Below are 17805 nucleotides of genomic sequence, written 5' to 3' on the forward strand. Positions count from 1 at the left end.
GTTTTAGTTAAAATGTATAAAAAGTTTGCCCGATTCTAGCCGAAATTCGTTTATTTTTATTTTCACGAATATAGTTTTGATAAGTTGATAGGTACTTGTAATTCGGTCTTGTAACTTGATCTTTTAAATAAGCCGATTCAACCGCTTGTCTTTTTCGATATCGATTTAACGTTTCGATGACGCCTTTTGCATCACGAATTCCGATTCCGTGACCGTAATACAGATTATTGCCGAGATGAATCGCATTTACCCCCCGCCACTGTGGTGTTTCCGGGTTAAAATCCGGGTTGTTGAAATAAACGCAGTCTCCTGGGACAAAATCAGTCGTAACGGTCGTTCGGACTCCGAGGTCTTTGTCGTAATGCCAGTCATATAAAACAAGATCTGCAAATAAATAATTAAAAGCTTTTTCTCCTATTGAATCAAGAGCAGCTTTATAGAACACAATGACTATAGCTGTTGCACATTCAAATGCATATTTATTTCCATTTATAAAAATGTCCTCTATTCCTTTTGCCGGAGTCACATCTTTTTTTAACAAAAACGCCCCTTTACTGCTCAGCTGCCAGAAGCGATCATGACAGTATGAATTTTCAAATGTCGCAAATTGCGCTTTGCTTTTTAAAAGGTCGAGCGAAGCTTCGATCGTTTTTCTCCTGAATAAAATTTCAAACTTTAATTCATTTAAGGATTCATAGCGATAAACTTTGTGGCTGTTTGCCATCCAATCAATAATTTCCCGATCTTTTGCATCTGAAAAAAATTCTTTTAATTCATTAGCTGTAATAGGCCTATTTTGAATTGCAATCATTTATCGTTCCCCCCTCTGTAGCCATCGTATGATTTTGATAAGTAATTGGTCCATGTAAATTCTGATATATCTTTGAAAAGAGCGTTACCGCATCAACTTTTTTACAGGAGAAAAACCTCTTATGAAATTTCGTCATTTGTATAAATTTATACTTGTATTGGAAAAATCATCACGCTATAATATTGTCTGTGACAAATGAAAAACGGGGCATTAGCTCAGTTGGGAGAGCGTCGTGCTGGCAGCGCGAAGGTCAGGGGTTCGAGCCCCCTATGCTCCATTTAAAAAACCCTTGTTGACCAAGGGTTTTATTATTTCTTCATAAAAAATGAGTTTTTTGTGATAATATTCGTCTTCAATGAAAAGATGAAGGAAAAAGCTTTTCCGTAAAGATTGTATAAATCTACTGATTGAATTTATAAATATATTTTGTGATAAAAAAAGTTTGTAAAAAATGCAAATATAAATCCGAGTGGAAACGAAAAAATGACGGACCAACCGTTCACTTTTCCGTTTTCTTCGCTTATTCTTATAGCTTCTTTATATCCATATGCAAAATGGAAAATGGATAAAAAATAAGCAATAATTAAGAAAGCCAGATCCATTTTTATCCCTCCCGCTTTTGTCTCTCTAAATTTTATATATTCATGCTTGTCCATTTTTAATACAAAAAAATAAATGCTATGGCTGCATCAGCATTCTGCTTTTATTTGTACTTGGCTGCATCGCGTCTTTTTTTAAGTTGAGGAAACTATTGTTTCGATCGATAAATTGCTTCACAGTGTCATGTTTCAATCCGGTGAAATCGTGTTTATGAAAACGGTGATGCTGACAAATGCTTGACATCGATTTTCCTTTGGCTCGTTAGATAGAAATTTTAGCGGATCACAAACAGTAAGAGGTGCTTAACAATGCGTTTGTTTGTGGTAAAATATGTTCTAACAGATAATTATTTGAATGAGTATGCTTTCGTCTACTAAATCAATTTTTGTCTAACGACTATCAAAAATAAATCTTTTTTTATAAAAATTTATATTGCAATTAGTGGTTAATGGTGATAGAATATCAAATGTCGTTAAGATCAATGAGACATTAGTCATGAATAAAAAATTACTTTTTAAAAAAACTCTTGACATTTTGCTCTGAATAGTTGTATATTGAAAAAGTCGCTGTAAAAATACAGCGGAAAATGATCTTTGAAAACTGAACAAAACGAAAAGCGTGCCTGTTGATTCTGACAAGAGCATTTGGTGACAAACTTTTTTTGGAGAGTTTGATCCTGGCTCAGGACGAACGCTGGCGGCGTGCCTAATACATGCAAGTCGAGCGGACCGAAGGGAGCTTGCTCCTTTAGGTTAGCGGCGGACGGGTGAGTAACACGTGGGCAACCTGCCCTGCAGACTGGGATAACTTCGGGAAACCGGAGCTAATACCGGATAACACCGAAAACCGCATGGTTTTCGGTTGAAAGGCGGCTTTTAGCTGTCACTGCAGGATGGGCCCGCGGCGCATTAGCTAGTTGGTGAGGTAATGGCTCACCAAGGCGACGATGCGTAGCCGACCTGAGAGGGTGACCGGCCACACTGGGACTGAGACACGGCCCAGACTCCTACGGGAGGCAGCAGTAGGGAATCTTCCGCAATGGACGAAAGTCTGACGGAGCAACGCCGCGTGAGCGAAGAAGGTCTTCGGATCGTAAAGCTCTGTTGTCAGGGAAGAACAAGTACCGTTCGAACAGGGCGGTACCTTGACGGTACCTGACGAGGAAGCCACGGCTAACTACGTGCCAGCAGCCGCGGTAATACGTAGGTGGCAAGCGTTGTCCGGAATTATTGGGCGTAAAGCGCGCGCAGGCGGTTCCTTAAGTCTGATGTGAAATCTCGCGGCTCAACCGCGAGCGGCCATTGGAAACTGGGGAACTTGAGTGCAGGAGAGGGGAGCGGAATTCCACGTGTAGCGGTGAAATGCGTAGAGATGTGGAGGAACACCAGTGGCGAAGGCGGCTCTCTGGCCTGTAACTGACGCTGAGGCGCGAAAGCGTGGGGAGCGAACAGGATTAGATACCCTGGTAGTCCACGCCGTAAACGATGAGTGCTAAGTGTTAGAGGGTATCCACCCTTTAGTGCTGCAGCAAACGCATTAAGCACTCCGCCTGGGGAGTACGGCCGCAAGGCTGAAACTCAAAGGAATTGACGGGGACCCGCACAAGCGGTGGAGCATGTGGTTTAATTCGAAGCAACGCGAAGAACCTTACCAGGTCTTGACATCCCCTGACAACCCTAGAGATAGGGCGTTCCCCTTTCGGGGACAGGGTGACAGGTGGTGCATGGTTGTCGTCAGCTCGTGTCGTGAGATGTTGGGTTAAGTCCCGCAACGAGCGCAACCCTTGACCTTAGTTGCCAGCATTCAGTTGGGCACTCTAAGGTGACTGCCGGCTAAAAGTCGGAGGAAGGTGGGGATGACGTCAAATCATCATGCCCCTTATGACCTGGGCTACACACGTGCTACAATGGGTGGTACAAAGGGCAGCGAAACCGCGAGGTGGAGCGAATCCCAAAAAACCACTCTCAGTTCGGATTGCAGGCTGCAACTCGCCTGCATGAAGCCGGAATCGCTAGTAATCGCGGATCAGCATGCCGCGGTGAATACGTTCCCGGGTCTTGTACACACCGCCCGTCACACCACGAGAGTTTGTAACACCCGAAGTCGGTGGGGTAACCCTTACGGGAGCCAGCCGCCGAAGGTGGGACAAATGATTGGGGTGAAGTCGTAACAAGGTAGCCGTATCGGAAGGTGCGGCTGGATCACCTCCTTTCTAAGGATATATACATTGAAATAGGGTACGCTTTTCCGTTTTGTTTAGTTTTGAAGGATCATATCCTTCTTGATTGTTCTTTGAAAACTGGATAACGGAAAGACATTCACGAATAGATCGCTCATGTTAGGAAGAAACGGTTAAGTTAGAAAGGGCGCACGGTGGATGCCTTGGCACTAGGAGCCGATGAAGGACGGGACAAACACCGAAATGCTTCGGGGAGCTGTAAGTAAGCGTCGATCCGGAGATGTCCGAATGGGGGAACCCACTGCCCGTAATGGGGCAGTATCCATACCTGAATCCATAGGGTATGGAGGGCAACCCGGGGAACTGAAACATCTAAGTACCCGGAGGAAGAGAAAGCAACAGCGATTCCCTGAGTAGCGGCGAGCGAAACGGGAACAGCCCAAACCAAGAGGCGTGCCTCTTGGGGTTGTAGGACACTCGATTAAGGAGTGACAAAGGAACGGGGTAGACGAAGAGGTCTGGAAAGGCCCGTCAGAGAAGGTAACAACCCTGTAGTCGAAACTCCGTTCCCTCCCGAGTGGATCCTGAGTACGGCGGGACACGTGAAATCCCGTCGGAAGCAGGGAGGACCATCTCCCAAGGCTAAATACTCCCTAGTGACCGATAGTGAACCAGTACCGTGAGGGAAAGGTGAAAAGCACCCCGGGAGGGGAGTGAAAGAGAACCTGAAACCGTGTGCCTACAAGTAGTCAGAGCCCGTTAACGGGTGATGGCGTGCCTTTTGTAGAATGAACCGGCGAGTTGCGATTTCGTGCAAGGTTAAGCCGAAAGGCGGAGCCGCAGCGAAAGCGAGTCTGAAGAGGGCGAAATAGTACGAGGTCGCAGACCCGAAACCAGGTGATCTACCCATGTCCAGGGTGAAGGCAAGGTAACACTTGCTGGAGGCCCGAACCCACGCACGTTGAAAAGTGCGGGGATGAGGTGTGGGTAGGGGTGAAATGCCAATCGAACTTGGAGATAGCTGGTTCTCTCCGAAATAGCTTTAGGGCTAGCCTCAAGGGAAGAGTCTTGGAGGTAGAGCACTGATTGGACGAGGGGCCCCCATCGGGTTACCGAATTCAGTCAAACTCCGAATGCCAATGACTTATCCTTGGGAGTCAGACTGCGAGTGATAAGATCCGTGGTCAAAAGGGAAACAGCCCAGACCGCCAGCTAAGGTCCCAAAGTATACGTTAAGTGGAAAAGGATGTGGAGCTGCTTAGACAACCAGGATGTTGGCTTAGAAGCAGCCACCATTTAAAGAGTGCGTAATAGCTCACTGGTCGAGTGGCTCTGCGCCGAAAATGTACCGGGGCTAAACGTATCACCGAAGCTGCGGGTTGACACCGTTGGTGTCAGCGGTAGGAGAGCGTTCTAAGGGCATCGAAGCCGGACCGGAAGGACCGGTGGAGCGCTTAGAAGTGAGAATGCCGGTATGAGTAGCGAAAGAGGGGTGAGAATCCCCTCCGCCGAAAGCCTAAGGTTTCCTGAGGAAGGCTCGTCCGCTCAGGGTTAGTCGGGACCTAAGCCGAGGCCGAAAGGCGTAGGTGATGGACAACAGGTTGATATTCCTGTACCACCTCCTCACCGTTTGAGCAATGGGGGGACGCAGGAGGATAGGGCAAGCGCGCGGCTGGATGTGCGCGTCCAAGCAGTTAGGCTGGCAAGCAGGCAAATCCGCTTGCCGGAAGGCTGAGCTGTGATGGCGAGGGAAAGGAAGTACCGAAGTTCCCGATTCCACACTGCCAAGAAAAGCCTCTAGCGAGGTGAGAGGTGCCCGTACCGCAAACCGACACAGGTAGGCGAGGAGAGAATCCTAAGGTGAGCGAGAGAACTCTCGTTAAGGAACTCGGCAAAATGACCCCGTAACTTCGGGAGAAGGGGTGCTCATCAAGGTGATAAGCCATGATGAGCCGCAGTGAAAAGGCCCAGGCGACTGTTTAGCAAAAACACAGGTCTCTGCGAAACCGTAAGGTGAAGTATAGGGGCTGACGCCTGCCCGGTGCTGGAAGGTTAAGGGGAGCGCTTAGCGAAAAGCGAAGGTGCGAACCGAAGCCCCAGTAAACGGCGGCCGTAACTATAACGGTCCTAAGGTAGCGAAATTCCTTGTCGGGTAAGTTCCGACCCGCACGAAAGGCGTAACGATCTGGGCACTGTCTCAACGAGAGACTCGGTGAAATTATAGTACCTGTGAAGATGCAGGTTACCCGCGACAGGACGGAAAGACCCCGTGGAGCTTTACTGCAGCCTGATATTGAATGTGGGTACAGCTTGTACAGGATAGGTAGGAGCCAGAGACGCGTGAGCGCCAGCTTGCGCTGAGGCGACGGTGGGATACTACCCTGGCTGTACTGACATTCTAACCCGCGCCCCTGATCGGGGCGGGAGACAGTGTCAGGTGGGCAGTTTGACTGGGGCGGTCGCCTCCTAAAAGGTAACGGAGGCGCCCAAAGGTTCCCTCAGAATGGTTGGAAATCATTCGGAGAGTGCAAAGGCAGAAGGGAGCTTGACTGCGAGACCTACAAGTCGAGCAGGGACGAAAGTCGGGCTTAGTGATCCGGTGGTTCCGCATGGAAGGGCCATCGCTCAACGGATAAAAGCTACCCCGGGGATAACAGGCTGATCTCCCCCAAGAGTCCACATCGACGGGGAGGTTTGGCACCTCGATGTCGGCTCATCGCATCCTGGGGCTGTAGTCGGTCCCAAGGGTTGGGCTGTTCGCCCATTAAAGCGGTACGCGAGCTGGGTTCAGAACGTCGTGAGACAGTTCGGTCCCTATCCGTCGCGGGCGCAGGAAATTTGAGAGGAGCTGTCCTTAGTACGAGAGGACCGGGATGGACGCACCGCTGGTGTACCAGTTGTCCCGCCAGGGGCATCGCTGGGTAGCTATGTGCGGAAGGGATAAGCGCTGAAAGCATCTAAGCGTGAAGCCCCCCTCAAGATGAGATTTCCCATCGCTCGAAGCGAGTAAGATCCCTTGAAGATGACGAGGTAGATAGGTCCGAGGTGGAAGCGTGGTGACACGTGGAGCTGACGGATACTAATCGATCGAGGACTTAACCAAGAAAGAGCATCTATTCGTGAAGGAACCGTTATCTAGTTTTGAAAGAATTATGGACTTTTATTTACTTTGCATATGTCCTCTGGTGATTTTTGAATTGGAGGATTAGCTCAGCTGGGAGAGCACTTGCCTTACAAGCAAGGGGTCGGCGGTTCGATCCCGTCATCCTCCACCATACAGTATATCGATTCAGCTCAATTGGCAAAGCACGGTCGAGATATCGTCTTTCATGCTGCTTCATCGTACCAATTGAACTTTTCCTTGGACAAGATTTCTAAGATTGGAACGACGATCAAATGAAGCAAGACTGATTATTGATTGTTGTATTCATCATGCCGGTGTAGCTCAATTGGCAGAGCAACTGAATCGTAATCAGTAGGTTGGGGGTTCGATTCCTCTCGCCGGCATCATTAAAGGTGTTGCATATTGAGCAGGAACTTTTAGATTAGTCGTCAGAGAAACGAGCAATGCTTCGACGAACAATCAGAGAGTTGTCCCGACGCATCCAACATCCTCGAAAAGACTGGCAGAGGAAGGGACATCTGACAAATGAAAAATGGATTAGGAGAAAAAAATTTTTTATGAGCCATTAGCTCAGTCGGTAGAGCATCTGACTTTTAATCAGAGGGTCGGAGGTTCGAATCCTCCATGGCTCACCATTTTGACGCGGGTGTGGCGGAATTGGCAGACGCACTAGACTTAGGATCTAGCGCCTTACGGCGTGGGGGTTCAAGTCCCTCCACCCGCATAATACGCGGAAGTAGTTCAGTGGTAGAACACCACCTTGCCAAGGTGGGGGTCGCGGGTTCGAATCCCGTCTTCCGCTTTTCTCTGCCGGGGTGGCGGAATTGGCAGACGCACAGGACTTAAAATCCTGCGGTAGGTGACTACCGTACCGGTTCAAGTCCGGTCCTCGGCACCATATTTGCGCCCGTAGCTCAATTGGATAGAGCGTTTGACTACGGATCAAAAGGTTAGGGGTTCGACTCCTCTCGGGCGCGCCATATCGGGAAGTAGCTCAGCTTGGTAGAGCACATGGTTTGGGACCATGGGGTCGCAGGTTCGAATCCTGTCTTCCCGACCAGGGAATTTAAAGGGGCCTTAGCTCAGCTGGGAGAGCGCCTGCTTTGCACGCAGGAGGTCAGCGGTTCGATCCCGCTAGGCTCCATATTTAATTTGGCGGTGTAGCTCAGCTGGCTAGAGCGTACGGTTCATACCCGTGAGGTCGGGGGTTCGATCCCCTCCACCGCCATTTTTCGGACCTTTAGCTCAGCTGGTCAGAGCAGACGGCTCATAACCGTCCGGTCGCAGGTTCGAATCCTGCAAGGTCCACCATCTTTATTATATGGAGGAGTACCCAAGTCTGGCTGAAGGGGTCGGTCTTGAAAACCGAGAGGCGGGTCAAACCGCGCGGGGGTTCGAATCCCTCCTCCTCCGTCATTATTATCGCGGGGTGGAGCAGTCCGGTAGCTCGTCGGGCTCATAACCCGAAGGTCGCAGGTTCAAATCCTGCCCCCGCAACCAATGGTCCCGTAGTGTAGCGGTTAACATGCCTGCCTGTCACGCAGGAGATCGCGGGTTCGATTCCCGTCGGGACCGCCATTAATTATTGATTCAACAGCTGTAGGAGGAATTTTTCAAGTACAGCAGGTTGTGTCAATGAATTCTTTCTTTAATGATGGATTGTACATAATTTTTTATCGGAGTTTTACGGCTCGGTAGCTCAGTCGGTAGAGCAAAGGACTGAAAATCCTTGTGTCGGCGGTTCGATTCCGTCCCGAGCCATTGTTTTATTAATTGCGGCGACTGTGGCGAAGTGGTTAACGCACCAGATTGTGGCTCTGGCATTCGTGGGTTCGATTCCCATCAGTCGCCCCATTTGCCTATAGTAGAGATAGATAATATGGCATTGAAAATAAGTATTTATTTCTATTATCAGCTTATTATGCGGGTGTAGTTTAGTGGTAAAACCTCAGCCACGAGCAACACTTCAATGAATAATCTGCGAGTTGCCTCGACGCATTTACATCCTCGAACAATGCTGGAAGAGGAAGAGGCATGGAAAATGCGTGTTTATCATTTAAATAGAAAAATAAATATTTTCGTGCGGGTGTAGTTTAGTGGTAAAACCTCAGCCTTCCAAGCTGATGTCGTGGGTTCGATTCCCATCACCCGCTTAATATGGGCTTGTAGCTCAGCTGGTTAGAGCGCACGCCTGATAAGCGTGAGGTCGGTGGTTCAAGTCCACTCAGGCCCATTGCTATTTTTTAAGCAGCTTAGTTGGGTAATTGACATTGCTGCAATTGTCAGTCAAAAGCTGTTCTATTTGGCAAAATGCCTTAAATTTTTTTTATATTCCGCAGTAGCTCAGTGGTAGAGCATTCGGCTGTTAACCGAACGGTCGCAGGTTCGAATCCTGCCTGCGGAGTCATTTCGAAATCAAAAAAAGCGTTGCAGTTTGCAACGTTTTTTTTGTCTTCTGTAATTTTAATCATTTTTCGTATATGGTTCTTTTTCTGTTAATGGAAGATCTCCCCATAAAACTGTTAAATCCTCTTCATCAAGCATTTTTTCATATCGTTTATGTTCATGTGACGGATAGACGTTTACGTTTTTTCCCTCAATATCTGTATAAATGAAGTTTTCAATATCTTCAATATATCCAATTTCATCATCGGAATTATACATATCTCCGTACGATAACGGTGGAGTTCTTACATCTTGCGGTGTTTCTGACGTTCCGTATTCGATAACATCTTGAAAATAATCATACGGTTCAGTAACAGCGGTATTTTCATGGTCGATTTGAGAGGATCCGTGAAAAGTCGCATCAAGTATTTCTTCCTCTACAGGTCTTTCATGAGAAATCGTTTGAACTAGAGTATGTTCTTTGCATGTTTTGGCTGTCGGTATGGCTTTGAGACGGTCTTCATCAATTTTTTTTCCGCAGACGGAACAAGTACCGTAAGTACCCTCATGAATTCTTTCTAATGCTTCAACGATCTCTTCATATTCTTTTTCTAAATGTTTATTTAATGCTAAATCTTTTTCTCTTTCATACAGTTCGGTCGCATCGTCTCCGGGGTGATTGTCGTAGCTGGAAAGCTCTCCAGTTGATTCATGGTCCAGCCCTTTTTCCAATTGAAAATGATCGTTATTATCCCAACGTTTTTCAATCTCATTTTTCATGAATATTAATTGCTTTTGAAAATCCTTTAATTTTTTTTCGTCCATGTCCATATGAAAGACACCTTCTTTTTTAGAATCTAAAGCTATTTTGGACGAAAAGGAATAAATTATAACTTTAAAATCATGAAAAAAATTCACCTTTGCAGCCATAAATTTCATCATCATTTTAAAACATGTCAGGAAAGGATTGCTGCTTCCACGCCTTTTTTAACGCTATGCTTTGAAGCTGATGGCACTTGAAAGGCTACCACAACATCATTCGGCTGAGAAACAGGCTGGCTATCCGATAAAGAGGCTGTGACCTATCGAGATGTTTTTTCAGGACAAAATATTTGCTCAGCATATTGAAATTGCGAGTGGATGATACAGAACAAATTTCACAGTAAAGCTTAATAAAAAAACACGATAGTAAACATACTATCGTGTTACTGAGATATGATGGTGCTTATGAGCAAACCTGCAGCAAGCAAAAAGCCTAATAAAGTGTTTGTTTGCGATGTTGCTTTCATGGCCGGCATCATTTCAATAGGCTTTGTTTTGCCGACAAATCGCTTCACCGCCTGAATAGCTTTTGGAATGCTAAGAAAAGCAAGAATAGACCACCATGTGGAATAATCAAAAATGATCATAATAAAAATGAGACAGTAAGAAACAATAAACATAATTGCTAAAAATCGAATTGCATTCTGGCGGCCAAGCAAAATTGCTAATGTTTTTCTTCCGTTTTCCTTATCGCCGTCTAAGTCTCTTATGTTATTCGCAAGCATGATGGCGCCGATCGTGATCGCAATCGGGATCGAATGAATGAAAGCTGTTGAAGTTAGATAACCTGTCTGAATAAAAAAGGAAATAAGGATAATAACGACTCCCATAAATAAACCTGAAGCTAGCTCGCCAAACGGCGTGTAAGCGATTGGATATGGACCTCCAGTATATAAGTATCCTACTGCCATACAAATTGAACCGACTAATGCCAACCACCAGCTTGACTGGAGACAGATGTAAATTCCCAATAGGATAGAGACAACAATACATGTGATTGCTAAATTTAAAACGGTTTGGGGCTTGAAGCCATTTCGGACAATTGCTCCTCCAATTCCGACAGATTCTTCTGTATCAAGACCTCGTTTATAATCGAAATATTCATTAAATAAGTTTGTGGCTGTTTGAATTAACAACGAGGCAGTAAGCATCGTAAGAAAAAGTCCAATATGAATGGGTCCTACTTGCAGTGCCAAAAGAGTTCCGACAATCACGGGGACAAATGCTGCAGTTAATGTATGGGGTCTTAAAAGCATCCACCAAGCCCGAAACCCTCGTTCAGCTTTTATAATGGGTACATTATGTGACTCCGTTTTAGGATGCATAATATGTTCTCTCCTTTATTTCATTCTGAAAACGAAAGCTATTCCCCACAACCTAGTCTAGAAAAATGTCGAAAGAGTGTCAATTGTTTTTCATTGGAATAAATGCTCAAGCCCCATCAAAGAGCTGAGGCAGTTTGTTTGCTTGTTGTTTTGCATTGCGTCATTCTATAATATAGTTGACATAAATTTTGAACAGGTGTATCTTAATATAAGCTATTTTTCGGTTATGGAGGGATCATCTTTGGTTTCAATTCCATGTTCAGATACATTGAGGGATAAAGTTGCGAATGCTGTCAATCATGTCAAAAAATATTCCCATCCAATCATTTTAAGTTATGTATTTGAAATCAAGGAGAAAGATCCGCTCCAGATTTTCTCAAGCTTTCAATCGGCTTATGCAGGGAAAAGATTTTATTGGGCGACACCTGATCGTACATTTATCCTTTGTGGAATTGGTGTTGAGCTCGAATTGACGACAGACAAAAAATTTTCCAACCGTTTTTTTGACATTTATTCAAAGTGGAAAGATTGGAAAGAGCATATACAAATTGAAGGCGCCCATCCGATTGGAACGGGTCCGCTTCTTTTTGGGGGTTTTTCTTTTGACCCTTTAAAAAATGCGAATTCTTCAAAATGGAAACCGTTTCATGAAGCACGATTCACTTTACCTTCTTTCATGATTACAAAAATTGGCCGTCACACACTTGCTACTATAAACAGGGTAATTCAATCAACTGATGATATAAATGAAATTATAAATCATTTCAATACATATGAATACACCTTAAAGAAAAAAAATGAAGACACAAATTCTTTTTTGAATTTTACCATCAAAAAAGAAAGTTTGTTTTATAAAAAAGAGTGGATGGCAGCTGTTGAAAAAGCAACAGAACAAATAAAACAAAACCGTTTTGAGAAAGTCGTATTGGCAAGGGAAATGCTGCTGGAGTTTGAGGGATCGATTGATATACATTATGTTTTATCAATGTTAAATGAACATCAGCCTAATTGTTATTTATTTGTTGTTGAAAATGAAGGAAAAACGTTCGTTGGTGCAACTCCTGAGCGGCTTGTAAGCAAGAGAGACCAAAAGGTCCAGTCTGCATGTGTAGCAGGATCAATTAAAAGAGGAAAAACAGTGGAGGCAGACGAAGAATACGCTCAGATGCTGCTTTCAGATACAAAAAACATTCATGAACATCAAATTGTTGTCAAAGCGATCGAAAAAGTGTTCCGTGAATATTGCCAAGAAGTGCAACTACAAAACAATCCAACGATTTTAAAAACGCCGAATATTCAACATTTGTATACACCTGTTGAAGGAACCGTAAAAAAAGGTTTTACGTTGATTGATTTTGTAGAAAAATTGCATCCGACCCCTGCGCTTGGCGGCTATCCGAAAGATGCTGCTCTAGCATTTATTCGCAATGAAGAACCTTTAGAGAGAGGCTGGTATGCTGCTCCGGTTGGATGGATGGATGATCAGGACAACGGAGAATTTGTCGTTGCGATCCGTTCAGGTCTGCTGGATGAGCAAAAAGCTTATTTGTACGCAGGATGCGGGATTGTTGGAGATTCGAAGCCGGAAGAGGAATACAGGGAGACAGAAATCAAATTTGGACCTATGCAGCATGCATTAGGGGGAAAACTGAATGAAAAATAAAAATCTATCTGACTATGTCATTGCATTTGTAAATGGATTAATTACAAAAGGTATTTCTGAAGTTGTGATTAGCCCAGGTTCACGATCTACCCCGCTTGCGATCACATTTGCAGAGCATCCGAAAATACATGCTTATATTAATATTGATGAACGATCTGCAGGTTTTTTTGCTCTTGGATTGGCTAAAAAACAAAGAAAACCAATTGCTTTGCTTTGCACATCAGGAACAGCTGCAGCAAACTATTATCCAGCTATCATAGAAGCCCATTATTCACGCATCCCTCTTGTGATTTTAACGGCTGACAGACCTCATGAGCTGCGGGATATTGGAGCTCCACAAGCAATTGATCAAATTCATCTGTATTCGAACTATGTGAAATGGTTTGTTGATTGCGCTCTTCCTGAAAGCAGTCAAACGATGCTGTTATATATAAAAAATATCGCTCAACGGGCGGTCCAAACTGCAAATGAAAATCCGAAAGGACCAGTCCATATCAACTTACCTTTCCGAGAGCCGCTTTTGCCCGATCTATCGAAAATCCATCAATTGCAGAAGTCTCTTCATATTGAGCCAGTGGTGGAAACAAAAAAGCTGGTCGAACATGAGCAAATTGAACGGATTGTGGATGAAATCGATTCAAGCGAGAAAGGACTTATTGTATGCGGGGAATTACATAACAAAGAGTTTCGTGAACAAGTTTTGGCACTAGCAGAGAAATTGAAATTCCCGATATTAGCGGATCCGTTGTCCAATTTACGCTTTGGCGAACATTCTAAACATTATATTATTGATTGTTATGATTCCATTTTAAAAACGATGGAAAAGAAAGCGTATCTGAAACCTGATGTCGTCCTTCGTTTTGGTGCAATACCCGTCTCAAAACCGCTGTTTCTATTGTTAAGAGACCATCCTGAAATAAAGCAAATTGTGGTTGATGGTGATGGCGGTTATCGCGATCCTACTTTATCAGCAGAACATGTTCACAGTGATGAAGCCTATTTATGTGAAATGCTGATCAAAAAATGTAAAGATAAACAGGAAACATCCTGGTGTAAAAAATGGAAACAAGTAAACAATCTCTTTCGAGAGTATTTGTCAACGCCGGTCATTGAGGAAGATTCTTTATTTGAAGGAACGGTATATGTCGAATTGCAAAAATTGCTCCCGGATCGCTGCAATGTATTTGTAGGAAACAGCATGCCGATTCGAGATGTAGACACGTTTTTCCATAACAGTGATAAAAATATTACGGTTTATGCCAACCGGGGAGCGAATGGAATTGACGGAGTCGTTTCGACAGCCCTTGGGGTTTCTGCAGCTAGTCATGAAAAAACTATTTTAATCATAGGGGATTTATCATTTTATCATGATTTAAATGGACTCCTTGCTGCAAAACAAAATAAATTGAACTTAACTGTTTTATTAATTAATAATAACGGCGGCGGCATTTTTTCATTTTTGCCGCAGGCGGATGAAAAGACGCATTTTGAACAATTGTTTGGCACCCCGACCAATTTAGATTTTCAATATGCAGCCAGCTTATATAGTGCACATTATAAAAAAATTTCCACTTGGGAAGAATTCAGAAGCGAGTTTCAATTCTGCATGAATAGAGATGGATTAAATATTATTGAAATCCCGACCAATCGACATACACGAGTCAACGAACAGAGAAAATGGCTTCGTTCTGTTTCCTGGGAAATAGAAAGGATGTTATGATGGGAAAATTGGCCGTTCGAAATGTGAATTATTGGGCTGAAACGTTTGGAAAGGGGGAGCCACTTGTTCTCCTTCATGGTTTTACAGGAAGCGGAGAAACCTGGGGATTTTTGAAAAATAGTTTAAAAAAATACCAGCTAGTACTTATCGACATCATCGGCCATGGTCAAACAGATTCGCCTGAAAATCCTGAAAGATATCGGATGGAAGAAGCAGTTGAAGATTTAAAAGAAATATTCCTTTCATTCAATATTCGAAAAGCGCATGTGCTCGGGTATTCAATGGGCGGAAGATTGGCATTGAGCTTTGCAATGAGACAGCCGGAATTTGTGAAGACTTTAATATTGGAAAGCAGTTCTCCTGGATTAAAAACTGAAAAGGAACGAGAGACGAGAAGGCTGCAGGACGAACGACTTGCCCAAATGATTTTGGACGAAGGGGTTGCGGCATTTGTCCAACATTGGGAAAATATCCCTTTGTTTTTAACGCAAAAGTCTCTCCCGCCTGCCGTCAAGGACAAAATAAGAAAGGACCGGCTGAAAAATAATGCAATTGGATTGGCAAACAGTTTAAAAGGAATGGGAACTGGCGTTCAACCTTCATGGTGGGGAGCATTAAAAAGTTTCAACATCCCTACATTATTAATTTGCGGTGAAAGGGATCTTAAGTTTTGCAAAATTATGAAAGAAATGAACCAATTGATTCCTTGCTCTGAATTAAAGGTCGTGCCGCAAGCCGGACATGCAGTTCATGTGGAACAGTCAAAATTTTTTGGTAAAATAGTAGATGAGTTTCTCCAACATTTTTCTACATATTAAAGGAGGATAAAAATGGGATTTCCTTGGGTAAAAGAACGAGAATATGATGAAATCATTTATGAAACGTACAATGGGATAGCAAAAATTACGATGAATCGTCCTCATGTACATAATGCATTCACACCAAAAACGGTCGCGGAAATGATCGATGCTTTTTCCTATGCGCGGGACGATGATAAAATTGGTGTAATTATTTTGACAGGTGCTGGTGATAAAGCGTTTTGCTCAGGCGGAGATCAAAAAGTGCGGGGGCATGGCGGATACGTCGGGGATGATAAAATTCCTAGATTAAACGTTTTGGATTTGCAACGGCTTATTCGGGTGATTCCAAAACCGGTTATTGCAATGGTGAACGGATATGCAATTGGAGGAGGACATGTTCTGCATGTCGTGTGTGATTTAACGATCGCATCAGAGAATGCAATTTTCGGACAAACAGGCCCAAAAGTTGGAAGCTTTGATGCGGGATATGGAGTGGGACTGCTTGCCCGGCTTGTTGGTACGAAAAGAGCTCGTGAAATATGGTATTTATGCCGTCAATATAATGCGCAGGAAGCTTATGAGATGGGCTTAGTCAACAAAGTTGTCCCATTAGAGCAGCTTGAAGAGGAAACTGTCAAATGGTGTGAAGAAATTTTGGAAAAAAGTCCAACTGCTATTCGCTTCTTGAAAGCTGCATTTAATGCAGATACAGATGGTCTCGCCGGTCTCCAACAATTTGCGGGGGATGCGACATTATTGTATTATACAACAGATGAAGCGAAAGAAGGACGAGATGCATTTAAAGAGAAAAGAAAACCTGATTTCAAACAATTCCCGCGTTTCCCTTAAAAAGTACAAGCAGCTTGATGGCGATGCATCGAGCTGCTTTATTGTGCAATAATCGAGGTGTTAAGACATGAGTGCAAATCGAAATGAAACACCGAATTGGCTTAAACAGCGAGCTTTTTTGACTCCGGACCGATTGGCCATTCGTTATGAGGGGAAAAATTATTCATTTTTGGACTTGCATCAGCTTGTTGAAAAAAGAGCAAGACAGCTGCATCAAATAGATATCAAGCGTGGAGATACAGTCGGGCTTTTAATGAAAAACAGCTTAGAAATGGTCATTAATATTCATGCTTTAATGTATCTCGGTGCGGTCAATGTTCTTTTGAATACTAGACTAACAGCTGGAGAATTATTATGGCAAATAAATGATGCGAATATAAAATGCGTTATCTGTGATGATGAATTATCGGTTCATTTTCCCGGTAAAAAAGTTATGACATTATCAGAGTTGCAGCTTTGTGATGAAAAGGAAGCAGCATTAGATGACAGCTTTATTTTAGATGACGTGGCAACGATTATGTATACGTCTGGAACAACAGGAAAACCGAAAGGAGTTCAGCAAACATTTGGGAATCATTGGTGGAGTGCGATCGGTTCTGTGCTGAATCTTGGACTGAAGGACGGCGATTGCTGGCTTTTGGCAGTTCCTCTTTTTCATATAAGCGGACTGTCAATTTTGATGCGCAGCGTCATTTATGGAATCGGAATTGTTCTCCATTCTTCATTTTCAGCGAAAGAAGCAAACAGAGCGATCAAAAATGAAGGAGTTACGATTGCTTCCGTCGTTACGGCCATGCTGAATGACATGCTGCAGGAATTAGGAAGTGACACGTATCCGAAATCGTTTCGCTGCATGCTTTTAGGAGGAGGTCCTGCCCCGCGGCCGATTCTTGAACAATGCCGTGAAAAAGAAATTCCCGTTTTTCAAACATATGGGATGACGGAAACGTGTTCGCAAATTGCCACATTAGCCCCTGAATTTTGCTTTTCAAAACTCGGATCTGCGGGAAAACCGTTGTTTCCAGCTCAAATTCGGATCGTAGCAGACGGCAGGGCCTGCTCCCCTAATGAAGAAGGAGAAATTGTAGTAAAAGGACCGAATGTTACACCGGGGTATTTACATCGTCCAGACGCAACAAACGAAGCTATACGTGACGGCTGGTTTTATACTGGAGATTTAGGCTATCTGGATGAAGAAGGATTTTTATATGTATTGGACCGCCGATCCGATTTAATTGTTTCGGGAGGAGAAAACATTTATCCGGCGGAGGTTGAAGCAGTTATTTTGTCGCATCCTTCCGTAAAAGATGTAGGAGTGGTAGGAAAAGAAAATAAAAAATGGGGAAAAGTTCCCCATGCTTTTGTCGTCCGAAGCGAAGAGGTGTCTGAAGAAGAATTAAGGCAATTTTGTTTGAAAAAGCTGGCAAAATACAAAGTTCCAAAAGGATTTACATTTGTTGAATCTCTGCCACGAAATGCATCTAAAAAGCTGCTCAGGAGAAAACTAAAAGAATGGCTGTAGTTTTT

The 17805-nt window shown here is 44.0% G+C and carries 9 protein-coding genes, 20 tRNA genes and 2 rRNA genes; 27 read left to right on the forward strand and 4 right to left on the reverse strand.

Translation table 11 applies throughout. From position 1 onward, the window contains the following. Positions 1-7 precede the first annotated feature (7 nt). Positions 8-811 (reverse strand): protein-glutamine gamma-glutamyltransferase, encoded by an 804-nt coding sequence (locus RI196_RS04630; protein WP_063387042.1) that lies wholly within the window; start codon positions 809-811, stop codon positions 8-10. Positions 812-1015: 204 nt separating this feature from the next. Between RI196_RS04630 and RI196_RS04635 the strand changes: the two genes are divergently transcribed. Continuing rightward, a tRNA-Ala gene (locus RI196_RS04635) sits at positions 1016-1088 on the forward strand. A 136-nt stretch (positions 1089-1224) separates the two neighbouring features. On the opposite strand, the gene RI196_RS04640 is transcribed toward RI196_RS04635, so the two are convergent. Beyond that, positions 1225-1413: a hypothetical protein gene (locus tag RI196_RS04640; RefSeq protein ID WP_063387041.1), complete on the reverse strand. Its 189-nt coding sequence runs from the start codon at positions 1411-1413 to the stop codon at positions 1225-1227. Between the two features lie 656 nt (positions 1414-2069). Here RI196_RS04640 and RI196_RS04645 point away from each other — a divergent pair. The 21 genes from RI196_RS04645 (at position 2070) to RI196_RS04745 (ending at position 9118) form a co-directional block, all read left to right on the forward strand. Continuing rightward, a 16S ribosomal RNA gene (locus tag RI196_RS04645) occupies positions 2070-3623 on the forward strand. 138 nt (positions 3624-3761) lie between these two features. Then, positions 3762-6693 (forward strand): 23S ribosomal RNA (locus RI196_RS04650). Together the 16S and 23S rRNA genes with 19 tRNA genes alongside form the textbook arrangement of a ribosomal RNA operon. A 96-nt stretch (positions 6694-6789) precedes the next feature. Next, positions 6790-6865: transfer RNA gene (locus RI196_RS04655), tRNA-Val, on the forward strand. 159 nt (positions 6866-7024) lie between these two features. Beyond that, positions 7025-7097, forward strand: a tRNA-Thr gene (locus RI196_RS04660). Between the two features lie 176 nt (positions 7098-7273). Continuing rightward, a tRNA-Lys gene (locus tag RI196_RS04665) sits at positions 7274-7349 on the forward strand. A 7-nt stretch (positions 7350-7356) separates the two neighbouring features. Then, positions 7357-7438 (forward strand) — tRNA-Leu (locus RI196_RS04670). Between the two features lie 6 nt (positions 7439-7444). Next, positions 7445-7516, forward strand: a tRNA-Gly gene (locus RI196_RS04675). A 7-nt stretch (positions 7517-7523) separates the two neighbouring features. Beyond that, positions 7524-7612, forward strand: a tRNA-Leu gene (locus tag RI196_RS04680). A 5-nt stretch (positions 7613-7617) separates the two neighbouring features. Then, positions 7618-7694: transfer RNA gene (locus tag RI196_RS04685), tRNA-Arg, on the forward strand. 3 nt (positions 7695-7697) lie between these two features. Further along, positions 7698-7774, forward strand: a tRNA-Pro gene (locus RI196_RS04690). Positions 7775-7785: 11 nt separating this feature from the next. Then, a tRNA-Ala gene (locus RI196_RS04695) sits at positions 7786-7858 on the forward strand. Between the two features lie 10 nt (positions 7859-7868). Continuing rightward, positions 7869-7942 (forward strand) — tRNA-Met (locus tag RI196_RS04700). A 6-nt stretch (positions 7943-7948) separates the two neighbouring features. Beyond that, a tRNA-Ile gene (locus RI196_RS04705) sits at positions 7949-8025 on the forward strand. A gap of 12 nt (positions 8026-8037) precedes the next feature. Next, a tRNA-Ser gene (locus RI196_RS04710) sits at positions 8038-8127 on the forward strand. A gap of 10 nt (positions 8128-8137) precedes the next feature. After that, positions 8138-8214, forward strand: a tRNA-Met gene (locus tag RI196_RS04715). 2 nt (positions 8215-8216) lie between these two features. Next, positions 8217-8292: transfer RNA gene (locus RI196_RS04720), tRNA-Asp, on the forward strand. A 110-nt stretch (positions 8293-8402) separates the two neighbouring features. Continuing rightward, positions 8403-8475 (forward strand) — tRNA-Phe (locus tag RI196_RS04725). Between the two features lie 17 nt (positions 8476-8492). Further along, positions 8493-8568 (forward strand) — tRNA-His (locus tag RI196_RS04730). Positions 8569-8796: 228 nt separating this feature from the next. After that, a tRNA-Gly gene (locus RI196_RS04735) sits at positions 8797-8867 on the forward strand. A gap of 6 nt (positions 8868-8873) precedes the next feature. Next, positions 8874-8947 (forward strand) — tRNA-Ile (locus tag RI196_RS04740). Between the two features lie 99 nt (positions 8948-9046). Continuing rightward, positions 9047-9118, forward strand: a tRNA-Asn gene (locus RI196_RS04745). A 59-nt stretch (positions 9119-9177) separates the two neighbouring features. Here the strand turns inward: RI196_RS04745 and RI196_RS04750 are convergent. Both RI196_RS04750 and RI196_RS04755 read right to left on the reverse strand, forming a co-directional pair. After that, the gene (locus tag RI196_RS04750; RefSeq protein ID WP_240326840.1) at positions 9178-9930 is read right to left on the reverse strand and encodes a TraR/DksA C4-type zinc finger protein; all 753 of its coding nucleotides are present in this window, start codon (positions 9928-9930) and stop codon (positions 9178-9180) included. A 374-nt stretch (positions 9931-10304) separates the two neighbouring features. Continuing rightward, the gene (locus tag RI196_RS04755; protein WP_063386558.1) at positions 10305-11246 is read right to left on the reverse strand and encodes a 1,4-dihydroxy-2-naphthoate polyprenyltransferase; all 942 of its coding nucleotides are present in this window, start codon (positions 11244-11246) and stop codon (positions 10305-10307) included. A gap of 241 nt (positions 11247-11487) precedes the next feature. On the opposite strand from RI196_RS04755, the gene RI196_RS04760 reads away from it, so the two are divergent. From RI196_RS04760 to RI196_RS04780, 5 genes are all read left to right on the forward strand, one after another. Then, positions 11488-12909, forward strand: a complete 1422-nt coding sequence (locus RI196_RS04760; RefSeq protein WP_165381974.1) for an isochorismate synthase — start codon at positions 11488-11490, stop codon at positions 12907-12909. Beyond that, positions 12899-14629 (forward strand): 2-succinyl-5-enolpyruvyl-6-hydroxy-3-cyclohexene-1-carboxylic-acid synthase, encoded by a 1731-nt coding sequence (gene menD, locus RI196_RS04765; RefSeq protein WP_311066999.1) that lies wholly within the window; start codon positions 12899-12901, stop codon positions 14627-14629. Before RI196_RS04760 ends, menD begins: the two co-directional genes overlap by 11 nt. Beyond that, positions 14626-15447 carry a 2-succinyl-6-hydroxy-2,4-cyclohexadiene-1-carboxylate synthase gene (gene menH, locus RI196_RS04770; RefSeq protein ID WP_375338783.1) on the forward strand — a complete coding sequence of 274 codons (822 nt, stop codon included), beginning with the start codon at positions 14626-14628 and terminating at the stop codon, positions 15445-15447. The genes menD and menH overlap by 4 nt, the downstream gene beginning before the upstream one ends. A 12-nt stretch (positions 15448-15459) precedes the next feature. Further along, entirely contained in the window at positions 15460-16278 is an 819-nt protein-coding gene (menB, locus tag RI196_RS04775; RefSeq protein WP_063386561.1) for a 1,4-dihydroxy-2-naphthoyl-CoA synthase, read from the forward strand. Positions 16279-16345: 67 nt separating this feature from the next. Beyond that, on the forward strand, positions 16346-17800 hold the full coding sequence (locus tag RI196_RS04780; protein ID WP_311067000.1) for an o-succinylbenzoate--CoA ligase: 1455 nt from the start codon (positions 16346-16348) through the stop codon (positions 17798-17800). The last annotated feature ends 5 nt before the right edge of the window (positions 17801-17805 follow it).

Source organism: Aeribacillus composti (assembly GCF_031760945.1).
Taxonomy (GTDB): domain Bacteria; phylum Bacillota; class Bacilli; order Bacillales; family Aeribacillaceae; genus Aeribacillus; species Aeribacillus composti.